General features: G+C 65.0%; 24 protein-coding genes. 17 read left to right on the forward strand and 7 right to left on the reverse strand.

Annotation, left to right across the window (positions count from 1 at the left end; translation table 11 throughout):
* Window positions 1-18: 18 nt before the first annotated feature.
* Both H8R02_RS00140 and H8R02_RS00145 read right to left on the reverse strand, forming a co-directional pair.
* A complete protein-coding gene (locus H8R02_RS00140) occupies window positions 19-918 on the reverse strand; it encodes an alpha/beta fold hydrolase (protein WP_354004847.1) in 900 nt (299 codons plus the stop codon).
* Complete coding sequence (locus H8R02_RS00145) at window positions 905-1,597, reverse strand: transglutaminase-like domain-containing protein (RefSeq protein ID WP_187079329.1); 693 nt, start codon at window positions 1,595-1,597, stop codon at window positions 905-907. The genes H8R02_RS00140 and H8R02_RS00145 overlap by 14 nt, the downstream gene beginning before the upstream one ends.
* Before the next feature lie 147 nt (window positions 1,598-1,744).
* On the opposite strand from H8R02_RS00145, the gene H8R02_RS00150 reads away from it, so the two are divergent.
* The 7 genes from H8R02_RS00150 to H8R02_RS00180 are packed head-to-tail and all read left to right on the forward strand — an operon-like array spanning window position 1,745 to window position 10,376.
* Complete coding sequence (locus H8R02_RS00150; RefSeq protein WP_187079330.1) at window positions 1,745-3,796, forward strand: NADPH-dependent 2,4-dienoyl-CoA reductase; 2,052 nt, start codon at window positions 1,745-1,747, stop codon at window positions 3,794-3,796.
* Window positions 3,797-3,813: 17 nt separating this feature from the next.
* A complete protein-coding gene (locus H8R02_RS00155; RefSeq protein ID WP_187079331.1) occupies window positions 3,814-4,980 on the forward strand; it encodes an acyl-CoA dehydrogenase family protein in 1,167 nt (388 codons plus the stop codon).
* Between the two features lie 14 nt (window positions 4,981-4,994).
* A complete protein-coding gene (locus tag H8R02_RS00160) occupies window positions 4,995-6,188 on the forward strand; it encodes an acyl-CoA dehydrogenase family protein (protein ID WP_187079332.1) in 1,194 nt (397 codons plus the stop codon).
* A 35-nt stretch (window positions 6,189-6,223) separates the two neighbouring features.
* The gene (locus H8R02_RS00165) at window positions 6,224-7,354 is read left to right on the forward strand and encodes an acyl-CoA dehydrogenase family protein (protein ID WP_255429104.1); all 1,131 of its coding nucleotides are present in this window, start codon (window positions 6,224-6,226) and stop codon (window positions 7,352-7,354) included.
* A 49-nt stretch (window positions 7,355-7,403) separates the two neighbouring features.
* Window positions 7,404-8,324, forward strand: coding sequence for an SDR family oxidoreductase (locus H8R02_RS00170; protein ID WP_187079333.1), 921 nt, complete (start codon window positions 7,404-7,406; stop codon window positions 8,322-8,324).
* Between the two features lie 50 nt (window positions 8,325-8,374).
* Window positions 8,375-9,178: an enoyl-CoA hydratase/isomerase family protein gene (locus H8R02_RS00175; protein WP_187079334.1), complete on the forward strand. Its 804-nt coding sequence runs from the start codon at window positions 8,375-8,377 to the stop codon at window positions 9,176-9,178.
* Between the two features lie 31 nt (window positions 9,179-9,209).
* Window positions 9,210-10,376 (forward strand): acyl-CoA dehydrogenase family protein, encoded by a 1,167-nt coding sequence (locus tag H8R02_RS00180; RefSeq protein ID WP_187079335.1) that lies wholly within the window; start codon window positions 9,210-9,212, stop codon window positions 10,374-10,376.
* A 38-nt stretch (window positions 10,377-10,414) separates the two neighbouring features.
* On the opposite strand, the gene H8R02_RS00185 is transcribed toward H8R02_RS00180, so the two are convergent.
* Window positions 10,415-11,203 carry an enoyl-CoA hydratase/isomerase family protein gene (locus tag H8R02_RS00185; RefSeq protein ID WP_187079336.1) on the reverse strand — a complete coding sequence of 263 codons (789 nt, stop codon included), beginning with the start codon at window positions 11,201-11,203 and terminating at the stop codon, window positions 10,415-10,417.
* A gap of 17 nt (window positions 11,204-11,220) precedes the next feature.
* The gene (locus H8R02_RS00190; protein WP_187079337.1) at window positions 11,221-12,393 is read right to left on the reverse strand and encodes an ABC transporter substrate-binding protein; all 1,173 of its coding nucleotides are present in this window, start codon (window positions 12,391-12,393) and stop codon (window positions 11,221-11,223) included.
* A gap of 155 nt (window positions 12,394-12,548) precedes the next feature.
* Between H8R02_RS00190 and H8R02_RS00195 the strand changes: the two genes are divergently transcribed.
* Both H8R02_RS00195 and H8R02_RS00200 read left to right on the forward strand, forming a co-directional pair.
* Window positions 12,549-13,949 (forward strand): MmgE/PrpD family protein, encoded by a 1,401-nt coding sequence (locus H8R02_RS00195; protein ID WP_187079338.1) that lies wholly within the window; start codon window positions 12,549-12,551, stop codon window positions 13,947-13,949.
* Between the two features lie 7 nt (window positions 13,950-13,956).
* Entirely contained in the window at window positions 13,957-15,114 is a 1,158-nt protein-coding gene (locus H8R02_RS00200) for an acyl-CoA dehydrogenase family protein (RefSeq protein WP_187079339.1), read from the forward strand.
* 4 nt (window positions 15,115-15,118) lie between these two features.
* Here the strand turns inward: H8R02_RS00200 and H8R02_RS00205 are convergent, their stop codons facing one another.
* Window positions 15,119-15,511, reverse strand: coding sequence for a hypothetical protein (locus H8R02_RS00205; protein ID WP_187079340.1), 393 nt, complete (start codon window positions 15,509-15,511; stop codon window positions 15,119-15,121).
* 135 nt (window positions 15,512-15,646) lie between these two features.
* Between H8R02_RS00205 and H8R02_RS00210 the strand changes: the two genes are divergently transcribed.
* Genes H8R02_RS00210 through H8R02_RS00245 form a run of 8 tightly spaced genes read left to right on the forward strand, consistent with a single transcriptional unit; the run spans window position 15,647 to window position 23,856 of the window.
* Window positions 15,647-16,441, forward strand: a complete 795-nt coding sequence (locus tag H8R02_RS00210; protein WP_187079341.1) for an SDR family NAD(P)-dependent oxidoreductase — start codon at window positions 15,647-15,649, stop codon at window positions 16,439-16,441.
* A gap of 10 nt (window positions 16,442-16,451) precedes the next feature.
* Complete coding sequence (gene badI / locus H8R02_RS00215) at window positions 16,452-17,237, forward strand: 2-ketocyclohexanecarboxyl-CoA hydrolase (protein WP_187079342.1); 786 nt, start codon at window positions 16,452-16,454, stop codon at window positions 17,235-17,237.
* A gap of 16 nt (window positions 17,238-17,253) precedes the next feature.
* Entirely contained in the window at window positions 17,254-18,045 is a 792-nt protein-coding gene (locus H8R02_RS00220; protein WP_187079343.1) for an ABC transporter ATP-binding protein, read from the forward strand.
* A gap of 10 nt (window positions 18,046-18,055) precedes the next feature.
* Window positions 18,056-18,835 (forward strand): ABC transporter ATP-binding protein, encoded by a 780-nt coding sequence (locus H8R02_RS00225; RefSeq protein ID WP_187079344.1) that lies wholly within the window; start codon window positions 18,056-18,058, stop codon window positions 18,833-18,835.
* A complete protein-coding gene (locus H8R02_RS00230) occupies window positions 18,832-20,709 on the forward strand; it encodes an AMP-dependent synthetase/ligase (RefSeq protein ID WP_187079345.1) in 1,878 nt (625 codons plus the stop codon). The genes H8R02_RS00225 and H8R02_RS00230 overlap by 4 nt, the downstream gene beginning before the upstream one ends.
* Window positions 20,709-21,581 carry a branched-chain amino acid ABC transporter permease gene (locus tag H8R02_RS00235; protein WP_187079346.1) on the forward strand — a complete coding sequence of 291 codons (873 nt, stop codon included), beginning with the start codon at window positions 20,709-20,711 and terminating at the stop codon, window positions 21,579-21,581. Before H8R02_RS00230 ends, H8R02_RS00235 begins: the two co-directional genes overlap by 1 nt.
* On the forward strand, window positions 21,581-22,618 hold the full coding sequence (locus H8R02_RS00240; protein ID WP_187079347.1) for a branched-chain amino acid ABC transporter permease: 1,038 nt from the start codon (window positions 21,581-21,583) through the stop codon (window positions 22,616-22,618). Before H8R02_RS00235 ends, H8R02_RS00240 begins: the two co-directional genes overlap by 1 nt.
* A gap of 38 nt (window positions 22,619-22,656) precedes the next feature.
* A complete protein-coding gene (locus tag H8R02_RS00245) occupies window positions 22,657-23,856 on the forward strand; it encodes an ABC transporter substrate-binding protein (protein ID WP_187079348.1) in 1,200 nt (399 codons plus the stop codon).
* Between the two features lie 8 nt (window positions 23,857-23,864).
* Here H8R02_RS00245 and H8R02_RS00250 read toward each other — a convergent pair whose 3' ends face one another.
* On the reverse strand, window positions 23,865-24,356 hold the full coding sequence (locus H8R02_RS00250; protein ID WP_187079349.1) for a flavodoxin family protein: 492 nt from the start codon (window positions 24,354-24,356) through the stop codon (window positions 23,865-23,867).
* Between the two features lie 46 nt (window positions 24,357-24,402).
* Window positions 24,403-25,086, reverse strand: coding sequence for a nitroreductase (locus H8R02_RS00255; RefSeq protein WP_187079350.1), 684 nt, complete (start codon window positions 25,084-25,086; stop codon window positions 24,403-24,405).
* Window position 25,087 lies beyond the last annotated feature (1 nt).

Below are 25,087 nucleotides of genomic sequence, written 5' to 3' on the forward strand. Positions count from 1 at the left end.
AAGCGTCTCCTCGTAAAGTCAAGGCGTGGCGCTTTCGGCGCCGGTTGCCGGCATCGCAACACCGAGAAAATCGATCAGGCTGGCAGTGAAGATGTCGTTGGCGTCACCGGCCACCATGTGGCCGGCCTCGGCGAGTTCGTAGAAACGAACCTGCGGAAAAGCCTCGCACACGCGCGCCGCGCCGGCGGGGCTGATGACATCGCTGCGGCCACCGCGAATCAGCGCGACATGCCCCGCATACCGTCCCAGGGAACGCGCCAGGAAATCGGGATCGTTGCGGTGGCTGTGGTTCTCATCGTTCATCAGCCGCGGATCCCAATGCCACACCCAGCGTCCGGCCGCGTTCTGCTTCAGGTTTTTTCGGAGGCCCCTTGGGTGCGCCTGCACCGCCCGCCCGCGATAGGCGGCGATATGACGAGCCGCGTCGTCGAGGGATGCGAAACCATCGGGATGCGCCCGCATGAAGTTGACGATGCGGTCCACGCCCGCGGACTCCAGCCACGGCCCCACGTCCACCAGCGCCAGCGCGGCCACTGGCGGCGCGTCGTCGCGGCCGACCAGGGCCATCCCGATCATGCCCCCCAGCGAGGCGCCGACGATGGATAGGGGCGAGCCCAGGCCGCGGCACAGGTTCACGACCTCGCCCGCCAGTTTGTCGACGTGGTAGTCCCCCCGCGGCGACCAGGCCGAGTCCCCGTGTCCCGGCAAATCGATCGCGACGGCCCGCCAGCCCGCGCGGGCCAGTGCTTCCACCGTGCCGTGCCACGCGTGACGGGTCTGCCCCCCCCCGTGCATCAGCAGCACTGTCGGCGCACCGGGCGCTCCCGCGACGTCGCCCACCCAAGCGCCGCCATCGAAGCCCGAAAACTCGACCTGCTTGGCGCGCGCGTGGCGTGCCCATGGTTCATGCCGGGTCACCGGTCTCCACCTCGCGCTCGAAATCGACATCCCCGGTGTTGCTCATCCAAGTTTCGAACGGTGGGTAGAGTTGCGCAAACGTCGTCAGCATCTGCTTGCGCGGGACGTCGGCGAAACTCCCCCGGTCGCGCAGGTACTCCATGTGGCGCCGCCCATGGGCGTCGAACTCGTGAAAGATGGAATCGGTTTTTCCGTCGAATTCCAGCGGCTTGACACCGGCCTTCTCGCACAGGGAAAGGTTGAACGCAGGCGTGGCCTTGACCCACACGCGGTCGATCATCAACTCGGTGAAGCCGTGGAAGGCAAAGATGTCCGTTCGCATCATGTCACGCAGCCTCGGGCTGGTCAGGTGATTGCGTACGTCGGCGAACCCCAGCCGCGCGGGCACGCCTAACGCGCGTGCGGACGCCGCGAGCAATGCCGCCTTGGGGACGCAAAACCCTCGCCCATTGGCGATGACCTGGCTGGCCTTGAGGCCCTGCTCCGACATGTCGAACAGGTAGGGGTCGTAACGGAAGCCATCCCGAACCGCGTAGTACAGGCGAACGGCGATTTCCCGCGGCGGCAGCCCGGGTTCCGCGTGGGCGTGCGCGAAAGCCTGCACCGACGGATGGTCGCTGTCCACGCAGCGGCCCGGTTCGAGAAAAGTGTCGGCGGTGGAACTCGAAAGGCTGGACATGCAGCAAGAACTCCTCTGAAGGACGCGGGCTGTCGCAGGACGTTTCTCCGGCCGCGCGCTGACGCGGGCCAGGAACAACGCGCCGATGCGCATGCCCGACGGATACGATATCATATCCAACCGAACAGACGTTAGTTAGCTCCGCCGATGACAACGCATCCTTTTCCCCACCTGCTGTCCCCGCTGCAGGCCGGCGCGCACACACTGCCCAACCGGACATTGATGGGATCGATGCACACCGGCATCGAGCACCTGGACCGGCCGGCCCAGCGGCTGGCGGCTTTCTATGCGGAACGGGCTCGCGGCGGCGCCGGACTCATTGCAACGGGCGGGTTCGCGATGAACTCGGAGGCGCGTCTCGACGAGCACGGCCCGATGCTGGTCACGCCGGAACAGGCCGAGGCGCTCCGACCGATCGCGAACGCCGTCCATGCCGAAGGCGGGAAGATCGTGCTGCAGGTCCTGCACACGGGGCGCTATGGCAAGGTGGCCAACCTCGTCGGCGCGTCGGGGATCCCCTCGCCGATCAACCGGCGCGTGCCGCGGCCTCTGGCGAGCGAGGAAGTCTGGCGCACCATCGAGGACTACGTCCGCTGCGCGGAACTGGCCATGCACGCCGGCTTCGACGGTGTCGAGGTCATGGGGTCCGAGGGCTACTTCATCAACCAGTTCACCACGACACGCTGCAACGACCGAACCGATGAATTCGGCGGCAGCGTGGAAAACCGCCACCGACTGCCGGTGGAGATCGTGCGCCGCACGCGCGAGCGGCTGGGCGAGAAGGCGCTGGTCATGTACCGGATTTCGGCTCTCGACCTGGTCGAAGGCGGCGCGCCGGCGGATGAAATCGTCGCGCTGGCGCGGTCGCTCGAGGCTGCCGGGGCCGACATCATCAACACAGGTTTCGGATGGCACGAAGCCAAGGTGCCAACGATCGCGTATCTCGTGCCGCGGGCGGCTTTCCGCGCGGCCGGCGCGCGCATCAAGCGCGCGCTGCGCATTCCCTTGATCCTTTCGAACCGCATCAATACACCGGACGTCGCCGAAGACATCATCGCCTCGGGCGACGCCGACATGGTCTCGATGGCGCGCCCTTTCCTGGCGGATGCCGACTTCGTCCGCAAGGCCGCCGCCGGGCGGGCCGATGCCATCAACACCTGCATTGCATGCAACCAGGCGTGCCTGGACTTCATCTTCAACAACAAGCCCACGTCCTGCCTGGTGAATCCGCGCGCGGGGCGCGAACTTGAGTTCGCTCAAATGCCACCACCCGCCGCCAGACGCCGCGTTGCGGTCGTCGGCGCCGGCGCGGCGGGTCTGGCGTTTGCCGTGACCGCCGCGGAGCGTGGCCATGGGGTGACCTTGTTCGAAGCGGCTCCGCAGATCGGAGGCCAGCTGAACCTGGCTCGTGCCGTTCCGGGCAAGTCGGAGTTCGATGAACTGCTGCGCTATTTCCGCACACGCATCGCCGATCTGGGCGTGGATCTCAAGGTGAGCGCGCAGCCGAGCGCCGCCGACCTCGCCGCGGGCCGTTTCGACCGCGTAGTCGTTGCCACCGGCGTCAAGCCGCGGCAGCCGGACATCGCGGGCATCGATCACCCCAAGGTGATTGGCTACGCCGACCTCCTCTCCGGGCGCCGAGGTGCCGGCCAACGCGTGGCGATTATCGGCGCGGGCGGCATCGGATTCGACGTTGCGGAATACCTCCTGCACGACGAGGCTGATCCAGCGGGAGCCCTGGCAACGCCGGAGGCCGCCGTGCTGAAATTTCACGCCGAGTGGGGTGTCGACCTTGCGAATGGAAGCGCTGGCGGGCTGCGCCCGCCCCGGCCTGCCAGCCCGTCGCGCTCGGTCACGCTCCTCCAGCGCAAGCCACAAAAACCTGGCGCGACGCTGGGGCTCACCACGGGCTGGGCCCTGCGGGCCAGGCTCGATCAGCTCGGGCTCAAAACCATCGCCGGGTGTTCCTACGAGCGCATCGACGATGCCGGCCTCCACCTGCGTGTCAACGGTCAACCCATGGTGCTGGAGGTCGACACCGTGGTCGTTTGCGCCGGGCAGGAGTCCGAGTCGCGCCTCGCCACCGAGCTGCGGGCACACGGCGTCGAGCCCGCGGTGATCGGGGGCGCACAGGTCGCGGCTGAACTGGATGCGCTGCGCGCCATCGACCAGGGCACGCGTCTCGCAATGACATTGTGACGGGAGGCTGATCGAGCATGGACTTCAGCGACGTTCGCGAGCATGCGGAGATCCGCGAGGCGATCGGCAAGATCTGCGCGCGGTTCGGCGACGACTACTGGCTCGCGCGCGACCGCGACGGCGGCTTTCCGCACGATCTGTACCAGTCGCTGGCCGCCGGCGGCTGGCTGGGCATCTGCATGCCCGCCGAGTACGGCGGCAGCGGCATGGGCATCACCGAAGCCACCGTGATGATGGCCGCCATCGCCCGTTCGGGCGCCGGGCTGTCGGGGTGTTCGTCGGTGCACATGAACATCTTCGGATTACAACCCGTGGTGGTGTTCGGCAGCGACGAACAGAAGCGGCGCATGCTGCCGCCCCTCATCGCGGGCCGGGAGAAAGCCTGCTTCGCGGTAACCGAACCCAACACGGGCCTGAACACCACGAAGCTGAAGACGCGCGCCGAGCGAAGCGGAAATCACTACGTCCTGACCGGACAGAAGGTGTGGATTTCCACCGCGCAGGTGGCAAACAAGATGCTGATCCTGGCGCGCACGACGCCCGTGGAGCAATGCAAGAAGCCCACACTCGGCCTGAGCTTGTTCTACACCGACCTCGATCGCCGATTCGTCGAGGTCCGGGAGATCGAGAAGATGGGCCGCCACGCCGTGGACTCCAACCAGCTGTTCATCGACGGCCTGCAGGTGCCGGTCGAGGACAGGATCGGCGAAGAAGGCCGCGGGTTCGAATACATCCTGCACGGCATGAACCCCGAGCGCATCCTGATCGCGGGCGAGGCGGTGGGCTTGGGTCAGGCCGCCTTGGAGCGGGCGACGAAGTACGCGCGCGAGCGCATCGTCTTCGACCGTCCGATCGGGCAGAACCAGGCGATCCAGCATCCGCTTGCCCAAAGTTGGATGGAACTGGAATCCGCCTGGCTGATGGCGATGCGCGCAGCCTGGAAATACGACCACAAGCTCGAGTGCGGCGCCGACGCCAACGCGGCCAAATATTTGGCCGCCGAGTCGGGTTTCGCCGCGTGCCAGCGTGCCATGGCCACGCTCGGCGGTTTCGGCTATGCGAAGGAGTATCAGGTCGAGCGGTACCTGCGCGAGATGCTGATCCCGCGCGTGGCACCCATCAGCCCGCAGCTGATCCTGTGTTTCATCGCCGAGAAGGTACTCGGCCTCCCGAAATCCTATTGAACCATGAATTTCGAATGACCCTTGACTCAGAGGCCGACACGGCCGATCGCATCGAAGCGCGTGCCTTGCTGCGCGCAAGCGCCGAAGCGTTCTGCGCAAGCGAGTCGCCGCTTTCCCGGGCGCGTGGCCTTCGCGGCAAATCACCGGGCTTCGATCTGGGTTTCTGGAACTCGCTGGTTCAGCAGGGCTGGACCGGCGTGCGGGCGCCAGAATCCGCAGGCGGGTTCGGGCAGGGCCTCTCGGAGATGGCCGAAGTCGTGTCGGCGCTTGCCGGGCAAGTTGCCCCCGAACCCGTGACGCCCGTGCTGGTTTTCGCGGGGCGGTTGCTGGCGGCCTGCGGCGAAGGCGAAACGGCGGCACAACTCCTCGAGCAGACCGTGTCGGGCCGCCTGCTTCCCGCGGTCGCATGGCAGGAAGACGCGTCAGGGGGCACCAGCTTCGATCGGGCAGGGGGATTGGCGGAACCATCCACCGTATGCGCGCCAGGCACAGCCGGGCTGCGCCTGAGCGGACGAAAGCTCCATGTGCGCCCGGGCGGGGCCGCAAGCGGCCATGTGGTCACAGCAACGTCTCCCGATGGGCTGGCGCTGGTGTGGGTGCCTGCAGGCGTCCCGGGGGTTTCATGCACCCTGCAGCGGCTGGCGGACGGCACGTTCGCCGGCCAGGTGGACATGAAGGATGTGAAACTGCACCCCAGCCACTTGCTTGCCGTCGGCGAGGCAGCGCGCGCGGCGTTCTGGGCGGCCTACGACGAAGCCTTGGTTATGGCCAGTGTCGAACTGCTGGCGTGCACGCGCCGCATGATGGCGATGACGCTCGACTACTTGCGCACCCGCAAGCAGTTCGGCAAGCCGATCGGCAGCTTCCAGGGCCTTCAGCACCGCGCCGTCGACCTGCTGATCCAGCAGGAACTCGCGAGCGCGCTCGTCCAGCATGCGGTCGCCAAATTCGACCGTGGCCTCGACGGCACGGAGCGCGCGCGACTCGCGACCCGGGTGAAGGCGCGATGCTCCGATGCCGCGCTCGCCACCGCACGCGAGGCGGTGCAAATGCACGGGGCGGTCGGCGTTACCGACGAATTCGACCTGGGCCTTTTTCTGCAACGCGTACTGGTCCTGTCGGCTTGGCTGGGGAATGGCTCGCAGCAGCGGCGCCGGTTTGCCGCACTGTCGCCGCGGAGCGTGACCGACGAGGGGAGTTCCGCATGACCGAAGAGACTTCGACGATGCACGACTGGAATGCGATGGACATCGAGGCCTTCCGCGCCGAGGTCAGGAGCTTCTTCCAGCAGAACTACCCTGAACACCTGCGCTATCCGAAGCGCCGGCTGCGTTGGGACGAGATCCGCGAGTGGACGCTGAAGCTGGCCGCGCGTGGCTGGCTCGCACCGAGCTGGCCGCAGCGTCATGGCGGTATGGGCCTGGCACCGGACAAGCTCATCGCGTTCATCGAGGAACAGGAGCGGCACGGCGTCGCGCGCGCGCCGGACATGGGCATCACGATGGTCGGCCCCCTTCTCATCCAGAACGGCACCGACGCGCAACGCGAGCACTACTTGCCTCGCATCCTGTCGTGCCGGGACATCTGGTGCCAGGGCTATTCCGAGCCCGATTCGGGGTCCGACCTGGCGAGCCTGCGAACCGAGGCCGTGCCGGACGGGGACGACTTCATCGTCAACGGCCAGAAAATCTGGACCACGCTCGCACAGGACGCGACGCACATCTTCCTGCTGGTGCGCACCGACAAGGACGCCAAAAAACAGGAAGGCATCAGCTTCCTGCTTGCTGACATGAAGACTCCGGGTATCCGTGTTCGCCCCATCCGGAACATCGCTGGCGCGGAGGACTTCTGCGAGGTCTTCCTGGACAACGTCCGTGTGCCACGGGCCAACATCGTCGGCGGCCTCAACAAGGGCTGGACCATCGCGAAGGCACTGCTCGGGTTCGAGCGCATTTTCCTCGGGAGCCCCAAGCAGAGCCAGTATGCCCTCTCCCGTGTTCATGCCGCGGCCCGAAAGCTCGGGCTGCTGGACGACCCCGTGTTCACGGCCAATTTCACCCAGCTTTCACTGGACGTTGCCGACCTGGGAACGCTGTATGCGCGTTTCGTTGAGCAGGTCAAGCGCGGCGAAGCCCTCGGTCCCGACGTCTCCATGCTCAAGGTCTTCGCCACCGAGACCTATTCGCGCCTCGCGAACCTGCTGGTGGAAATCGCGGGGACGAGCGGGGGCATGGCGGGGGACATCGAAACCGACGGCGGCACGATCGACGTCCTCACGACGTTCTACAACGCCAGGCCGGCCACCATCTACGGCGGCAGCAACGAGATCCAGCGAAACATCCTGGCGAGCGCCGTGCTCCAGCTCCCCGGGTGAGCCCACGGCGGCGCCTTCAATCCGAACATCCACGAGAGGAGAAACATTCATGCACAAAGGCAACATGCTGCAAGATAAGGTGGCGGTCGTCACGGGCTCTGGCAGGGGAATCGGTCGCGACATCGCGTTAGAGATGGCCGCCCAGGGCGCTAAGGTCGTCGTCAACGACGTCGGCGCGTCGGTCAGTGGCGAAGGCAACGACGCCAGCCTCGGGCAGCAGGTCGTCAACGAGATCAAGGCGATGGGCGGGCAAGCCGCGCTGTCGGTCGACAGCGTGTCGGAATGGAACTCCGCCGCCCGCATCGTGCAATGCGCGCTCGACAACTTTGGCCGCATCGACGTCGTCGTGAACAACGCGGGCATCCTGCGCGACCGGATGTTTTTCTCCATGTCCCAGGACGAATGGAAAGCCGTGATCGACGTGCACCTCAACGGCACGTTTTATGTCTCGCGTGCCGCCGCTCCGCACTTCAAGTCCCAGGGTTCGGGCGCCTACGTCCACATGACGTCCACGTCGGGGCTGATCGGAAACGTGGGCCAGGCGAATTACGGCGCGGCCAAGCTCGGCATCGTCGCGCTCTCCCGGTCGATCGCCGGCGACATGAAGCGATACAACGTCCGCTCCAACTGCATCTCCCCATTTGCATGGAGCCGCATGATCGGTTCCATTCCCACCGAGACCCCTGAGCAGCAAGCGCGTGTCGAGAAGCTGAAAAAGCTCGACACGGCGCAGATCGCGCCGATGGCGGCGTTTCTTGCGAGCGACGCCGCCGCCGAGGTCACCTCGCAGATCTTCGCCGTGCGAGGAAACGAGATCTTCCTCATGAGCCAGCCGCGACCCGTTCGGGGCATGCACACCGCCGAGGGCTGGACGCCCGAAACGATCGCGCAGCGGGTGCTGCCAGCGATGAAGCCCAACTTCTTCCCGCTCGAGAGTTCCGCGGTGGTGTTCTCCTGGGACCCTGTCTGAACCCGAGCCGCAACCGCATCCATCCACACCCCAAAACCGAGGACCCTGCCATGAATTACACCGATTTCGAGTTCCTGAAGTTCGACCACAAACCCAACGGCGTCGTGCTGATCACCATCAATCGCCCCGAAGTGATGAACGCCACCAATGGCCGGCTGCACTGGGAGCTGACCAAGGTCTGGGGCGTGGTGAACGACGACCCCAAGGCCAAGGTCGCGGTGATCACCGGCGCGGGCGACAAGGCCTTTTCCGCCGGCGGCGACCTGAACTGGATCACCAACATGGTCGGCAATGCCGAGACCATCAACATGGTGATGAACGAGGCATCGGACATCGTCTACAACGTGATGGCCTGCGACAAACCGGTCATTTCCGCGATCAACGGCGTGGCGGTCGGCGCGGGCCTGGCGGTTGCCATGATGGCCGACATCAGCATCATGGCGGAGGAAGCCAAGATCACTGATGGCCACGTGAAGCTTGGCGTGGCCGCCGGCGACCACGCCGCGATCTGCTGGCCCCTGCTCTGCGGCATGGCCAAGGCGAAGTACTACCTGATGACAGCCGACTTCGTCAACGGCAAGGAAGCCGAACGCATCGGTCTCGTGAGCCTGTGCGTTCCCCGCGCCCAGCTGATGGACAAGGCCATGGAGGTGGCCGACAAGCTGGCGGCGGGCAGCCAGCAGGCCATCCGATTCACCAAACGCTCCCTGAACGGCTGGATGAACATGGCGCGCCCGATCTTCGAGAGTTCGCTGGCGATGGAGATGCTCTGCTTCCTCGGCGAAGACGCCAAGGAAGGCGTCGCCGCCGTGAAGGAAAAGCGAGCGCCCAAGTTTCCCTCGGCGAACCGCTGAATCCTGCAGTCGCATACCCTGGAGCAAACAGATGGATTTCGCCCTCACGCAGGAACAGCGCATGGTCTATGAGTACGGCGACCGCGTGTCGCAGCGCTTCGACCATGGGTACTGGAAGAAGTACGCCGAGAAGAGCGAGCCGCCGGCCGAGCTGTACAAGCAGATCACCGACGACGGCTTCCTCGGCATCATGGTCCCCGAAGCGTACGGCGGCGCCGGCCAGGGCATGACCGAGATGCTGCTGTTCATGGAAGGCCTCGCCAACAACGGCATCCCGCTGCTGAACCTGGTGGTCGGCCCGACGATGACGATGGGTCTGATGGCCAAGCACGCCAGCGAAGCGATGAAGCGCCGCCTGCTGCCCGGTGGCTGCGCGGGCGAAATCCGCTTCTGCTTCGCCATCACCGAGCCGAACGCTGGGTCGAACTCGATGGAGATCACGTCCCTCGCCAGGACCGACGGCAAGGGCGGCTTCCGGCTGACCGGCCAGAAAGTGTTCATCACCGATGCCAACCACGCCGACTACGCAATGGTGGTGACCCGCACGACGCCGCGCTCGGACGTGAAGAAAAAGTCCGACGGTTTCACCATCTTCATGGTCGACATGAAGAAAAAGGGCATCAGCAAGACGCTGATCCCGGTCGCATTCCCGGTGCCCGAGACGCAATGGCAGCTGTTCTTCGACGACGTCGCGCTGACCGAGGACGACGTGATCGGTGAGGTCGACAAGGGCTTCGGCATCCTGTTCGACACGCTCAACCCGGAGCGCATCATCCTGTCTGGTCTGTGCACCGGCGTCGGCCGCTTCGCGCTGAAGAAGGCGGTAGCCTACGCCAATGATCGCAAGCTGTTCAACAAGACGCCGATCGGCGCCTACCAGGGCGTGCAGCATCCGCTCGCGATCGCGCGCAGCGAGATCGAGATGGCCTCGCTGATGGCGCTCAAGGCCGCCTGGGCCTTTGACCAGGGGCTGCCGGCTGGCGAGTTCGCGAACATCGCCAAGTACGCGGGTGCCGAGGCCGGCATCCACGCGGTCGACGCCGCGATCCAGACCCACGGCGGCAACGGGTTCACCAAGGAATACGGCATCTACGACCTTTACGGTCTGGTGCGGCTGCTGCGGACGGCGCCGCTGAACCGCGAAATGGTGCTGAACTACATTGCCGAGCACGTCATGGGATTGCCGCGGTCGTATTGAGCGTCACGCGGGGCGCCGGTCCTGTGGGCCGGCGCTTGTCAGCGGCCCTGGAACCGCGGCGGACGGCGCTGCGCCATGGCTTGCACGCCCTCGCGGAAGTCCTCCGTCTGGAAGTGGAGGTTCTGTTCGACACTCTCACGGGCGACGGCCAGCCGGAACTGTTCCACGAAGCCCGCGCGCAGGGTTGCGCGCGTGGATTGAACGGCGAGCGGTGACGAGATGGCGATCTCCTCGGCCAGCGCAATCGCCTTGGCCCGCACGTCGTTCAGCGGAACCAGCTGGTCGGCAAGGCCGATCTTCACCGCCTCGTCCCCGCCGATGCGCCGTCCGGTGTAGAAGAGCAATGCGGCCTGCTGCTGCCCCACGAGTCGGGGCAGCGTGTAGGAGAGGCCGAACCCGGGGTGGAAGCCCAATCGGTTGAAATTCGCCGAGAAGCGCGCTTCGGCGCAGGTCACGCGGAAGTCGGCCGCCAATGCCAGGCCGAGCCCCCCACCGACGGCCGCGCCATGCACCGCAGCGACGACGGGCTTCGTACAGGCTACAAGACGGATTGCTTCGAAGTAGAGCGGGTTGACCGCGCGCGGACTCTTTTGCGGTGGCGTCGCATCGCGGTTGGCGAAGTTGGCACCCGCGCAGAACGACGCTCCTTGCGATGCGAGGACGATCGCGCGGCAATCCGAGTCGGCTTCCAGCGATTCGAAAGCGTCGGCTATCGCCTCGATCATGCCGATGTCGAAATAGTTATGCGGCGGTTTCCTGATCTCGACGACCGCGACATGTCCATTCTTTTCGATGCCTGCGGTGGATGCTGCGCCGGTGTTGTCCACTTGCCTTCTTCCCGTTGTCAGTACTTGAAGCCCTTCCCGCCGGAGCCGATCATCGTCAGCTCGACGTAGCTGGCTCCATGCTGGCGGCCGTTGCCGTAATCGAGAAGGTATCCCCCAAGCTCGATCGGGCCGGAGCCATGCGCCACCTGGAGAAATCGTTCGCGGGTCAGCGAAGGCCCGGCTCGCCGCAGGATCTCCACGAAGGCCCGGGCTGTCATGTAGCCCGTCATGGAAGCGTAGCTCACCTGCTCTTCCTTTCCCGCTCGCTTCATGGCGTCCTGGTATTCGCGCGAAATCTTGAGCTTGCTCTGGATGGGTGAAGGGACGGTCTGCGCAACCACGATGCCCGCTGCCGCCTTGTCCAGTTCGCGCACGATCAGGTTCGTGTCCGCGACCGAAAGCAGCATGACCTGCTTCGACGGGCTGAGGCGGCGAATATGCCGGACGAATTCCAGCGTCGCCTTGCCCGCCGTCATGACAAGGACAGCCTGCGCGGGAGACGCGGCAATGGTCTTGGCGGCCTCCTCGGCGTTGCTGGCATCCGTCTTCACCGCCGCCACGATCACCGGGGCCGACTGACGCTTCTGAAGCGCACGCTCCACACCCGCCAGCCCATCCTTGCCGAACGCGTTGTCGAGATAAGCCACAGCGTAGGACTGGACATTCAACGTCCAGCCTTGCTGCACCATCTTCTCCGACTCGTCACCGTATGCGGCGATCGTCGTGAACATGAGCTCCTGCTTGAGCGCCCGGATCGAGTCGGCGCCGGAGAATGCTCCGAAGAGCGGAATCCTGTTTTGTTCGACCACGGGCATGGCAGCCAGGATGTTGGCGGTCCCCAAGGTGCCCACGAACGCGAATACCCCCTCCTCCGCCATCTTCTTGGAGTTTTCCAGAGTTCGCTTGGCATCGTAGCCATCGTCCATCTGGACGAACTCGATCTTCCGGCCGTGGATTCCGCCCTTGGCATTCACCTCGTCCACCACGACGTTGAGACCCGTGGCGAACTCGTTGCCGATGCTGCCGAGCGGTCCGCTCAGCGCCATGCTGCCCCCGATCTTGATCGCCTTGGCTCCAACTCCTGTTTCAGCCAAGGCCGTCGTGGCGCAGGCGAAAGCTAAGGCCAGCGCAAGCGCCGCGCCCGCAAGAAAACGGCTGAGTGGCACTGTTGATGCAACGATCATCGTCATCTCTCCTCTGGTCTTGGGGTGAAGGCCCGCCGGGCTGTAGCTGTCGATGCAATATTAGGTTTTCACTTTTTCCCTGTCAAGTGTTAGATAGATTAGAATTGCTCGCGCGTCGTTGGCCCGTCCGTCCGGCGCTGCTTTGTGAAGGCTTGAGTGTCATGGTTGAACGTGAGCATCCGATCTCCGAAACGCTTTCTGGCTTCGCGCTTGGCTTGCGGCACGAAAGCATCCCGGCTCCCGTACTCGAGCGTGCACGCTACCTGATCCTCGATGCCATCGGTATTGCGCACGCTTCCACGCACTACGAGTTCGCGCGTTGCTCGTTGTCCGCGATCCAGGAACTCTCGGGAGCGGAGGGCCAGACGCCGGTCATCGGCTTGGCGGCCCGGGTGTCCCCACGCGACGCGATGCTGATGAACGGCATCCTCATTCATGGCCTCGACTACGACGACACGCATGCTGCGGGCATCATCCACGCCACGGCCAGCACCTTCCCGTGCGCGCTCGGAACGGCCGCATCCGCGGGTCTGGATGCCCAGGCGATGCTCGCCGCCTACGTTTGCGGCATGGAGGTTGCCGCCCGCCTGGCGTCGGTCGCCAAGGGCGGATTACACCAGGTCGGGTTTCACCCCACCGGGCTGGTCGGCGCCTTCGCCTGTGCGATCGTGAGCGGCAAGCTGCTCGGACTCGGCCCTGCGCAACTCGCGTCGGCCCAGGGCATCGCGCTGTCGGTGGCAAGCGGAAGCATGGAGTTCCTGCAGGAAGGGGCTTGGACCAAGCGCATGCATCCCGGGTGGGCGGCGGCGGCCGGCTTCACTTGCGCGACATTGGCACGCCATGGCTTCCAAGGGCCGAAGCATCCGTACGAAGGGCGCTTCGGCCTGTTCGACAGCCACCTGGGCGCATGGGCGGAGCACGCCGACATCACGCTCGCCATCGCGGGCCTGGGCGAGGACTGGGAATTGCCGAAGGTGAACATCAAGCCGATTCCTGCTTGCCACTTCACCCACGCTGCGGCGGATGCCGCCGCCCACCTGCGAGAGCGTCACGGACTGGCCGGCCAAGACATCCGCGCCGTTCGCGTGCTGGTTCCCGCCGAGGTCGTGAAAACCGTCTGCGAACCGGTGTCGACGAAAAAACGTCCGCAAAACAGCTACGACGCACAGTTCAGTCTCCCCTACATCGTCGCGACCGCGCTGCTGCGGGGGCGGTTCGGGCTCACCGCGCTGGAAGACGCCGCACTGCATGATGAGCAGGTCCTCGCGCTGGCGTCGCGTATCGAATACGAAGCCGACCCGCTGTCGCCGTTCCCGAAGTACTACTCCGGAGAGGTGATCGTCACGCTTGCGGACGGGCGGGAATTGCGCCATCGCGAGCAGGTCAATCGCGGCGGCGAGGATCGTCCGATCAGCAACGACGATATCGCGCGGAAGTTTCACGAGAACATGGCCCTCGTGACGGACTCGGCGCGCGCCGACCGCGTGCGCGAGCTCGTGCTGTCCATCGGCTCGGGCATGACGGCCCGCTCGTTGCAGCAGTCGCTCGCGGCGGACGGCTGAGGAGGACATGTTGAACGCTCCCGACAACGATACCGACTCCGCGATCCTCGATGCGGTCGACAGGTTCCTGCGCGTCGAGGTGCGCCCGCACGTGAAGCGGCTGGAACACGCTGACGAATACCCCGAGCAGATCGTGGAGCGGATGAAGGCCATGGGACTGTTCGGATGCATCATCCCGACGGAATTCGGCGGGCTCGGGCTTTCGACTTCCACATACGCGGCAGTCGTGGCGCGCATATCTGCCGTCTGGATGTCGCTTTCGGGCATCGTCAACTCGCATCTGATCATGGCGTCGGCCGTGCTGCGTCACGGGACCGAGGAACAGAAGCGGGAACTGCTCCCGCGCTTTGCGAGCGGCGAATTGCGCGGGGGCATCGGCCTGACCGAGCCCGATGCAGGCACCGACCTGCAGGCGATCCGCACGCGCGCGGTTCGAGATGGCGACCATTACGTCGTCAACGGGCGCAAGACCTGGATCACCAACTCTGGCCAAGGCAATTGCCTGGCCCTTCTCGTCAAGACGGACCCGTCGGCCGAACCGCGGCATCGCGGCATGAGCCTCCTGGTCGCGGAGAAAGGCGCCGGATTTGTCGTCGCCCGCAAGCTGAAGAAGCTGGGCTATCGTGGCATCGACACGTGCGAACTCGTGTTCCAGGATTATCGCGTGCCTGTGTCGCGCCTCGTCGGCGGCGCGGAAGGCCGCGGTTTGCACCAGGTGTTGTCCGGGCTGGAGTTGGGCCGGATCAACGTGGCGGCTCGCGGTGTGGGCGTGGCCACGGCGGCGCTTCAGGACGCGGTTGCCTACGCGCAACAACGCAAGACTTTCGGCAAACCCATCTGCGAGCACCAGGCCATCCAGCTCAAGCTGGGCGAGATGGCGACCCGGGTGGAAGCGGCCCGGCTCCTGGTGCAGTCCGCCGCCCGTGCTCATGACCGCGGCGAGCGCTGCGACATGGAGGCGGGCATGGCGAAGTACTTCGCGACGGAAGCGGCGATGGAAAACGCACTGGAATGCATGCGCATCCACGGCGCCTACGGGTATTCGCCCGAATACGACGTCGAGCGGTATTACCGGGACGCGCCCCTGCTGCTGATCGGGGAAGGGACCAACGAAATGCAGCGGATCATCATCGCGAGGCAGCTGGTACAGCGCAATCCGGCGTGATGGATCATTCGTGCGCTTCTTCCAGCCAACGCACTGCTGAGAGCATCGCGCTGTAGAACACGCGGTAATGCGACTCGCCGACGGCGCCGAAGGCGATCCGGGCCAGCAGCGCGATGCGCGTGTTCGGCACCAGGATTGCTGTTCGAAGCCCCGCGCTGCCCAGCGCAGCGCGCTTCTCATCCTCCAGTCGCTGCTGCAGGAAGACAAGGTCATCCGAGGGCACATCCATCTCCAAGGCGTCATAGAGCACGCGATCGATTCCCGAATCGCGTGCCAGTGTCAGGACCCTGTTCTGGCACTCCAACAGCAGGTCGGATGTGCATGGTCCCCGCAGTCGCGCGACGATGATGTTGCCCACGGGTTCGACCCAGAGCCGGGAATTGACGGGTTCCTGCATGGAAAGCTGGCGGTTTGAAGGGCTACCCGCATGGTAATCCGGGATTGCCCGAGTGTTACCTACCAAGCGTTTGACCGGTATAATGCGGAGGACTGCGTGTGTGCGGCACGCCATTTCCAAAGCGAAAGGTTGAACATGGATCTCGAACTCAAGGGCAAGTCGGTCATCGTGACCGGTGGCGGCTCGAACATCGGCCGGGCGATCGTGCTGGCATTCGCCGCCGAAGGCGCTCACCTCACCATCGGCGACATTGACACCGCGCAGGCGGAGAAGACGGCCGAGTTCGCGCGCAAGCTCGGTGCCGCGTCGGCGCAAGTGGTCAAGACGGACGTCACCCAGCTCGAACAGGTGCAGGCGATGTTCGAGGCAGCAACGGACAAGCACGGCGCGGTCGACGTCCTCGTGAACAACGTTGGCTGGGACAACCTGATGTTCTTCACGCAGACCTCGCCGGAGTTCTGGCGCAAGGTCATCGACATCAATTACGTCGGCGTGCTCAACTGCACGAAGACCGCCTTGGAGGTGATGATCAAGCAGAACAGCGGCGCGATCGTGTCCATCAGCTCCGACGCCAGCCGCCAGGGCGAGCCTCGCGAGGCCGTTTATGGCGGCGTCAAGGCGGCCGTGAACAGCTTCATGAAGACGATCGCCAAGGAAAACGGCCGCTACGGCATCCGTTGCAACGTGGTCTGCCCCGGCGTGACGATCCCCTCGAACGCCGACGAAGTAGGTGGCAGCAGCATGTGGACCAACGCCGACAGCATGTTCAGCCCCGAGCAGATCGAAAAGGCCGCCAAGGCGATGCCGCTGCGAAAGGTCGGCCGTCCCCAGGACGTTGCCAACGCCGTCGTCTTCCTGGCTTCCGGCCGTGCCGGCCACGTGACCGGCCAGGTGCTGAGCGTCTCGGGCGGCTACAGCATGATCGGCTGAGGAAGTGCGCATGGACTACACCGATATCGTCTACGAAGAGCGCGACCAGGTCGCGACCATCGCCATCAACCGTCCCGCCGTCATGAACGCGTTTCGCGGCCAGACGATCGAGGAGATGCTGCACGCCATGATGAAGGCGGGCTGGGACAAGAACATTGCCGCCATCGTGCTGGCCGGCACGGGCGACCGCGCGTTCTGCACCGGCGGCGACCAGTCGGCGCACTCAGGGCAATACGACGGCCGGGGCACCGCCGGTCTGCCGATCGAGGAACTGCACAGCCTCATCCGCGACGTCCCGAAACCGGTGATCGCCCGCGTGCAGGGCTATGCCATCGGCGGCGGCAACGTGCTGGCCACGCTGTGCGACATGACCATCGCCTCCGAGAAGGCTGTGTTCGGCCAGGTGGGGCCCAAGGTCGGCTCGGTCGACCCGGGCTGGGGCACGGCCTACCTCGCGGCCGTGGTCGGCGAGAAGAAGGCGCGCGAGATCTGGTACATGTGCCGCCGCTACACCGCCCAGGAAGCGCTCGCCATGGGCCTGTGCAACGTCGTGGTGCCACACGACCAGCTGGACGCCGAAGTGGCGAAATGGGGCCGCGAGATCGTCGAGAAGAGTCCTACAGCGATCGCGATCGCGAAACGTTCGTTCAATGCGTCCACGGAGCACATCCGCGGCATCGGAAGTCTGGGCATGCAGGCCCTGAGCCTCTACTACGACACGGACGAATCGAAGGAAGGCGTGGCCGCCTTCCTCGAGAAGCGCAAGCCCGATTTCCGCAAGTTCGCGCGCGGCTGAAAGACGGGCCGTCCCAATGCTAGCCCTTACCAACGTCCAGATCGTCTACGACAACAGCATCGAGGCGGTTCGCGATGTGTCGTTCACGCTCGGCAAGGGTCGCATCGTGGCGCTGCTCGGCGCCAACGGGGCCGGCAAGTCCACGACCCTGAAGGCGATCTCCGGCGTCCTCTACCCTGAGGACGGTGAGGTGAAGGCCGGCCACATCACTTTCGATGGACAACCCCTGGCGGGACTGCCCCCGGACCGCATCGTCCGTCAGGGCATCGTGATGGTCCCGGAAGGCCGCAGGCTCTTCGACCAGCTCACGGTCGAGGAAAACCTGTTGATGGGCGGATATACGCGCAGCGCCGCGGATTCCCGGCGCGGTCTCGAGCGCGCGTATGGGCTCTTTCCTCGGCTCACCCAGAAGCGCACCACCGTTTCCGGCTACCTCTCCGGCGGGGAGCAGCAGATGGTGGCCATCGGGCGCGCGCTGATGTCCGAGCCCAAGGTGCTGATGCTCGACGAGCCCACTCTCGGGCTGGCGCCGCAGATCTGCGAGGAGATCTTCGCGATCATTGTGCAACTGCGTCGCGACGCCGGCGTGAGCATTCTGCTGGTGGAGCAGAACGCGCAGGCGGCACTGGCCGTGGCAGACGAAGGCTACATCATGGAGAACGGGCGCATCGTTCTGGACGGCCCGTCCGACAAGCTGCTGCGCAACGAGGATGTCCGCGAGTTCTACCTTGGCTTCAGTGAAGGCGGCATGCGCAAGAGCATGCGCGATGTGAAGCACTACAAGCGTCGCAAGCGCTGGCTGTCATGAGAGCGCCCCGGTGAACGACGGTACCCTCCTTCGGGTCGAAGGCCTGACCAAACGCTTCGGCGGCGTCGAAGCAGTCTCGGGCGTAAGCTTTCACGTCGGCCGGGGAGAGATCTACTCCCTCATCGGTCCGAACGGCGCTGGCAAGACGACCACTTTCAACATGATCAGCGGCGTGGTGCGGCCCTCGTCCGGCAAGGTCACGTTCGACGGTGTCGACATCGGCGGCAAGCCTCCGCATCGCATGCCGGCCATTGGAGTCGGCCGCACCTTCCAGAACCTGGCCGTCTTCAAGCACGCCACCGTGGTCGAAAACCTGCTTGTGGGCCGCCATTGTCACATGCGCACGAACGTCCTCGACGCGATGTGGTTCGCCGGCCGCGCCCGCCGCGAGGAGCTCGAACACCGCAGGAAGGTCGAGGAAATCATCGACTTCCTCGAAATCGAGGATATCCGGGACATGCCGGTCGGTGCGCTTTCGTACGGCATGCAGAAGCGCGTCGAACTGGGCCGCGCGTTGGCGACGGAACCCCGTCTGCTGCTGCTCGACGAGATGGTCTCGGGCATGAATACCGAGGAAACCGAGGATATCGCGCGCTTCGTCCTGGACATCCGCGACGAGCTGGGCATCACCGTGCTGATGGTGGAGCACGACATGGGCATCGTGATGGACATTTCCGACCGCGTCTGCGTGCTGAACTTCGGCCGCAAGATCGCCGAAGGCACACCGGCGCAGGTTTCGGCGGATTCCGCGGTGATCGAAGCCTATCTCGGAGGAGCGAAAGCGGCATGAGCAGCGACGAAAGCATCCAGGACGCGGCATTGAACGCCGGGGAGCACACGCTGCCGCGCCTGTTGCAGCACTGGGCACGAACGACGCCCGATGCGCTTGCGTTGCGCGAGAAGGACCTCGGTATCTGGAACCGCGTGACATGGCGGGAGTACCACGACACGGCGCGGCGCTTCGCACTCGGCCTCCTGAGGCTGGGATTCCGGCCCGGCGAACGGCTCGCCATCGCCAGCGAAGACACGCCGCAATGGATGTTCGCGGACCTCGGCACGCAGGCCATCGGCGGCGTCGTCGTGGGCATCTATCCCACCAATCCCTGGCCCGAACTGCAATACATCGTCCACCATTCGAACAGCCGGTTCGTCGTCTGTGGCGACCAGGAACAGGTGGACAAGGTGTTCGATGCCATGAGCAAGCACGACGCCGGCCTGCCGGACGTCGTGAAGATCATCGCTGTTGACATGAAAGGCATGCGTGGGTATCCGCGCGACAAGCTATTGTCGTTCGACGAGGTCCTTGAGCTCGGCGACCAATATGCGGCTGGATCGCCGCAGCAGGCGCGCGCCTTCGATGATGGCATCGCCGCGACCCGTCCCGATGACACCTGCATGCTCGTCTACACCTCCGGGACGACGGGGCCGCCCAAGGGCGCAATGTTGTCGCACCGTAACCTATTGGTGACCACCGACAAGCTGCGTCGCTGCTTCGACCTGGACCGGCACAATATGGAAGTGCTGTGCTACCTGCCGCTTTGCCACGTCGCCGAGCGGGCGTTCTCCTGCGTCATGCACATGATGACCGGCGGCGTCGTCAACTACGCCGAATCGATCGACACTGTCGCGGTCAACTTGCGCGAAATCGCGCCGAAGGTATTTCTCGGCGTTCCGCGCATCTGGGAAAAGCTGCAGCAGGGCATCCTCATGCGCATGCAAGATGCGACGCGCCTGCAACGCTGGGCTTTCCGGCGCTGCTTCGAGTCCGGCAGGGCGCTGTTCGAGCGCGTCGAAAGCCGTGGCGGCCCGTTCACCATGCCGGAGCGCCTGCACTTCTTCGTGCTGTGGCTGCTGATGTTCCGCAACCTGCAGAAATTCATCGGCCTCGACCGTCTTCGCTGCGGCTTCTGCGGTGGCGCCAGCGTGTCACCCGAAGTGCTCAAGTTCTTTCGGATCCTCGGCCTGCCCGTCTATCAGGTCTACGGCATGACCGAATCGGGCGGCGTGATCTTCCACCAGCACCCGCAAGCTGCGCGCCTGGGCGCCACCGGCACTCCGATCGAGGGGCTGAACTGGAAGATTGCGGAAGACGGCGAACTGGTCGTCAAGCATCCCGCCGTCTTCAAGGGCTACATCCACGACAGCAACGCAACCGCGCTGACCGTGCAGGATGGCTGGCTGCACACCGGCGACATCGTGGCACTGGCGCCGAACAACGAACTCACGATCGTCGACCGGAAGAAGGCGATCATCATCACGAGCGGCGGCAAGAACATCTCGCCTTCGGAGATCGAGAACGCGCTGAAGGACAGCCTCTACATTCGTGAAGCCATCGTGCTCGGGGATGGCCGCCACTACCTTGCCGCCCTGATCCAGATCGACTACGACACCGTCGGCAAGTGGGCGCAGGAAAAGCGTCTGGCGTTCACCACTTACCGAAACCTGTCCCAGCTTCCCGAAGTCCGGGAACTCGTCGATGCCGAGGTGCGTCGCGTCAACAAGCTCTTCGCACGCGTGGAAAACATCCGCAAGTTCCTGGTCCTGGAGAAGGAACTGGACCACGATGACGGCGAGCTCACGGCCACGCAGAAGGTACGGCGCAACATCATCGGCAAGAAGTTCGCCAGGGAGATCGAGATGATCTACGGGGGAGGGACGGCCTGATGGACTACCTGGTTCAACTTCTCGTGTCGGGGCTGGCGGTGGGGCTCGTGTACGGCTTCATCGGCATGGGCTTCGCCATGATCTATCGCGCCACCGGCGTCGTGAATTTCGCCCAGGGCGAGTTGATGATGCTCGTCGCCTACATCGGCTTTACGCTGGTGGGGGCGTTCAAGCTCGGCTTCTGGTCTTTGTTGCTGGCCTCGATCGCTGTGTCGATGCTCGCCGGCTTGCTGGTGGAGTTGCTGCTGATACGGCCCATGCTCGGCCAGCCGGTGTTCTCCACCGTCATGGTGACGATCGGGCTGGCGGTGATCATCCGCTCCGTTGTCGTGCTGATCTGGGGCGCCGACCCCATGCCGCTCACGACGGGGCTGCCGACCACGCCGATCCGAATCGGCCCTGCGGGCATCTATCCCGCACAGCTCTACGCGCTGTGCATCATGGCGGCCGTGGTCGCCGCACTGTGGCTGTTCTTCCGCTACTCGCGCACGGGCATCGCGATGCGCGCCACGGCCAACCTCCAGACGACGGCCTTGCTCATGGGCATCAACGTCAAGCGCATCTTCGCGCTGTCGTGGGCGCTGTCGGCAGGGCTTGCCGCAATCGCGGGCGTGCTGGTCGGCGTCATCTACGACCTCAACCCGGGGATGTGGCTCACTGGGCTTCGCAGCTTCCCGGCGGTCATCCTGGGAGGCCTCGATTCCGTGTTCGGCGCTGCCCTGGGCGGCGTGCTCATCGGACTCGTCGAGAACCTGTCCGAAGGCTACATCGGCCGCGGAATGAAGGAAATCGCGGGCTTCGTGCTGATCCTCGTGGTCCTCATGGTCCGCCCCTATGGCCTGTTCGGCAAAGCCGAGATCGAGCGTGTCTGATGCGTAGCGGAAACTTCAAGGAAACGTACGGGCAGTTGCTGGCATTGACCGACTCCAGGCCCGTCGTGGCGTGGTCGATCGTGTTGGTGGTGGCCGTCGGGCTCGGGCCGTTCGTGGTCGGCAAATATTTCGTCTCATTGCTGGTGCTGCTCATGATCACCGCAGTGGGCGTGCTGGGACTGAACATTCTGACCGGCACCACGGGTCTGATCTCGCTCGGGCACGCCGGTTTCCTGGCGGTGGGTGCCTATGCGGCCGGCATCGTCGCCACCCATTGGGGGTGGCCGATGCCTCTCGCCATTGTCACAGGTGGCGTCATGGCGGCCGTTGCGGGTCTGGTGGTGGGTGTTCCCTCGCTCCGGCTCAAGGGGCTCTATCTCGCCATCACGACAATGGCATTCGCAGTCATCATCAACCACCTCATCCTCAACGGAGGGGCGCTGACCGGGGGGTCCGAGGGCCTCAAGGTTCCGCAACCCGCGTTGCTGGGACAGCCGCTTGCCGCGGAAGGCGGCTACTACTACGTGGTGTTCGCTGTCCTGCTGCTCGCTGTGTTCGCCACGCTCAATCTCCAACGAAGCCGGGTGGGCCGCGCCTTGATGGCCATCCGCGAGCACGACATCGCGGCGCGCGCGATGGGCGTCGACTTGATTCGCTGGCGCCTGCTCGCTTTCACTGTCAGCGCGTTCTACACGGGCATTGCCGGCGCCCTGCTCGCCTACTACACCCGCTATCTCAACGTCGACAGCTTCAGCCTTCTCATTTCGATCGAGGCGCTTTCGATGCTGATTGTCGGCGGGCTGGGCACCGTGACCGGCGCCCTCCTCGGGACGGTCTTCATCTTCGTTCTCAACGAGGGCCTCGGGTTGCTGTTCAGCGCCCTGGGGTCGGGAATGCTGTCCACTGCCGCGTTCGAGATCAAGGGAATCGTGTACGGGCTGGCGATCGTGCTGTTCCTGCGGTTCGAGCCGGACGGCCTCGTCGGACGCTGGCGCGACTTGAAGCACTACTGGATCCACTGGCCATTTCGTTACTAGGCGGGGCATGGGGCCCCACCCAATCTGAGGAGACCCACATGAGCAGAATCGCTCGCATCCTGCGCCCGTTTGCAGTCCTGGCACTATCGGGCCTGACGGCGGCGGCGAACGCCGCGGACCCCGGTGTCTTTGACGACCGGCTTGTCATCGGGGGCGTGCTTCCGCAGACGGGCCCGCCCAGCCTGATCGGCAAAGCCGGTGTGATCGCGCTGCGCGTCTGGGAAAAGGACGTGAATGCGCGTGGCGGCATCCACGGACGCAAGATCGACCTGCGGGTCGAGGAGGACGGCTACGTTCCGCAGCGCTCCGTGCAAGCGATCAAGAAGCTCGTGGACGTGGACAAGGTGTTCGCGGTGATCGGCACGTCCGGCTCCTCGCACCTGCTGGCGATGATGCCGACGATCGAAGAGAACCAGATTCCGGCGATCAACTTCGCGGCCGTGGCGGGACCTCACTTCAACCCGCCGCGAAAAACGATCTTCAACATCGGGGCCACGTACTGCCAGGAGATCACGGGCGCGATGAAGCATCTCATCGCGTCGCGCAAACTGCAGAAGGCCAAGTTCGCCCTGATCTACCAGGATGACGACTTCGGGGCGGACGTGAAGTGCGGCTACGACGCCGCCCTGAAGTCCGCAGGCCTCACCAGCGCGATCAACGTGCCGTACAAGCGGGCCCAGAAGGACTTTTCCGCCGAAGTGCTGTCGGTGCAGAAGTCGGGCGCGACCTTCGTGCTGGTGGGCGGCATCATCAGCGAAACCGCGACCATGCTCAAGGAGATCCAGAAGAACGGCATGGACGTCGTCCGCCTCGCGGCGCACCCCTCGCACCTTGGGGCCGTGCTGCAGCTGGCCGGCAACGCCGCCGACGGCCTTCTCGTGGCGGACTACGTGCCGCCGATCACTGACACGGAAACGCAGGGCATCGGCCGCCTCAACGCCCTGGCGTACAAGTACCTGAGCGCCGACGACGTCAAGGCGATGAACCGCTACTCGCTGACCGGCTATGTGGCGGCAATGCTTCTGGAATCGGCACTCCAGGCTTGCGGCCGCAACCTCACCCGGGCATGCCTGGTGCAGAAGCTGGAGCAAACCAGGAACTTCACGAGCGACGGCATCATGGCGCCGCTGACATTCGGGCCCGGAATCCGCCAGAGCGGAACGCGCCCGATCCTACTGAAGGCGAACGTGGCATCGGGCAAGTTCGAGCGCGCCTCGGATTGGCTCTCAGACAAGTAGACCGAAACTCAGAACACGCCGCCCGCGAGTCCGGCAGCCATCGCCTGGCCGAGCTCGTGGCAGCGAACGAGCGAGGCCTCGTCGATTTTTTTCCAGGCAAGGATGGCCTCGGGGGTCTGCGCGCCGGTCCGCACAATGAGCGGTTCGGCGACAGCCCGCAGGCGCCACCCCGTCGCGATGCGTTCGATTTGGCGCGCCGCGGCGATGCCGTCCGTGCCCGCGCAAATCATGACGGCATACGGCCGCCCGTTGAGCCGGTCGAGCGCGGAATAGTGCGTGCGATCGAAAAAGTCCTTCAACGCACCCGACATCGCCGCCAGGTTCTCCGGCGTCGCGAACAGGTAGCCGTCCGATGGCAGGACGTCCTCGGCGGATGCACAAAAGGCCCGCCGCATCACGACTTCGACCCCGGGCTCGCGTCGTGCTCCTTCCACCGCGGCCGCCACCATCTGGGCAGTTCCGCCCGTCATGGTGTGATGGACGACCAGCAACGTTTTCATCGTGGGGCGGCGCAGCATCCAAGCGGCCGCGAACGCATGGACTGGGTCACCCCCTCGATTCGAATCCCACGAAGTGCGCGAATTCCTCCGGCCGCGCACGCTCGGTGATGAAGGCGTTCTCCGGCGCATTCACGTCCTCGTGGCCGAGCGCGATGCCGCAAGCGAGGATTTCGTGCTCTGACAGCGGCAAATGCCTGCGCACCACGTCATGGAACCAGGCGAAGGCCGCCTGGGCGCATGTGTGCAGGCCCTGCGCCCGCGCCGCGACCATGATGTTCTGGACGAACATCCCCAGGTCCATGTAGCTGCCCGTGTTCAGCCGCCGGTCCAGCGTCACGAAAAGGCCCACGGGCGCGTCGAAGAACACGTAGTTTCGGAGCATCTGCCGCTGGCGCGCCTCGGCATCGTCACGCGCGATGCCCAATGTGGCGTACAGGCCGAAGCCGCACCGCCGCCGGCGGTCGAGGTACGGCTCGACCCACTGTGTCGGGTAGTACGCGTATTCCGGCTGGTGGCGATCCGGATTGCTTGTGGCGGCCTCCATGATCGACTCGCAGACCCGCGCCTTCGCATCGCCCGCGACGGCATAAACCTTCCAGGGTTGCACGTTGTTCCCGCTCGGCGCACGGGCGGACACCTCCAGGATGTGGCGCACAACGGATGCCGCAACGGGCTCAGGCAGGAATCGGCGCACGGACTTGCGGGTGCGTATGGCTTCATCGACATGCATA

Origin of the sequence: Ramlibacter albus, from assembly GCF_014297445.1 — a bacterium.
Taxonomy (GTDB): Bacteria; Pseudomonadota; Gammaproteobacteria; order Burkholderiales; family Burkholderiaceae_C; genus Ramlibacter; species Ramlibacter albus.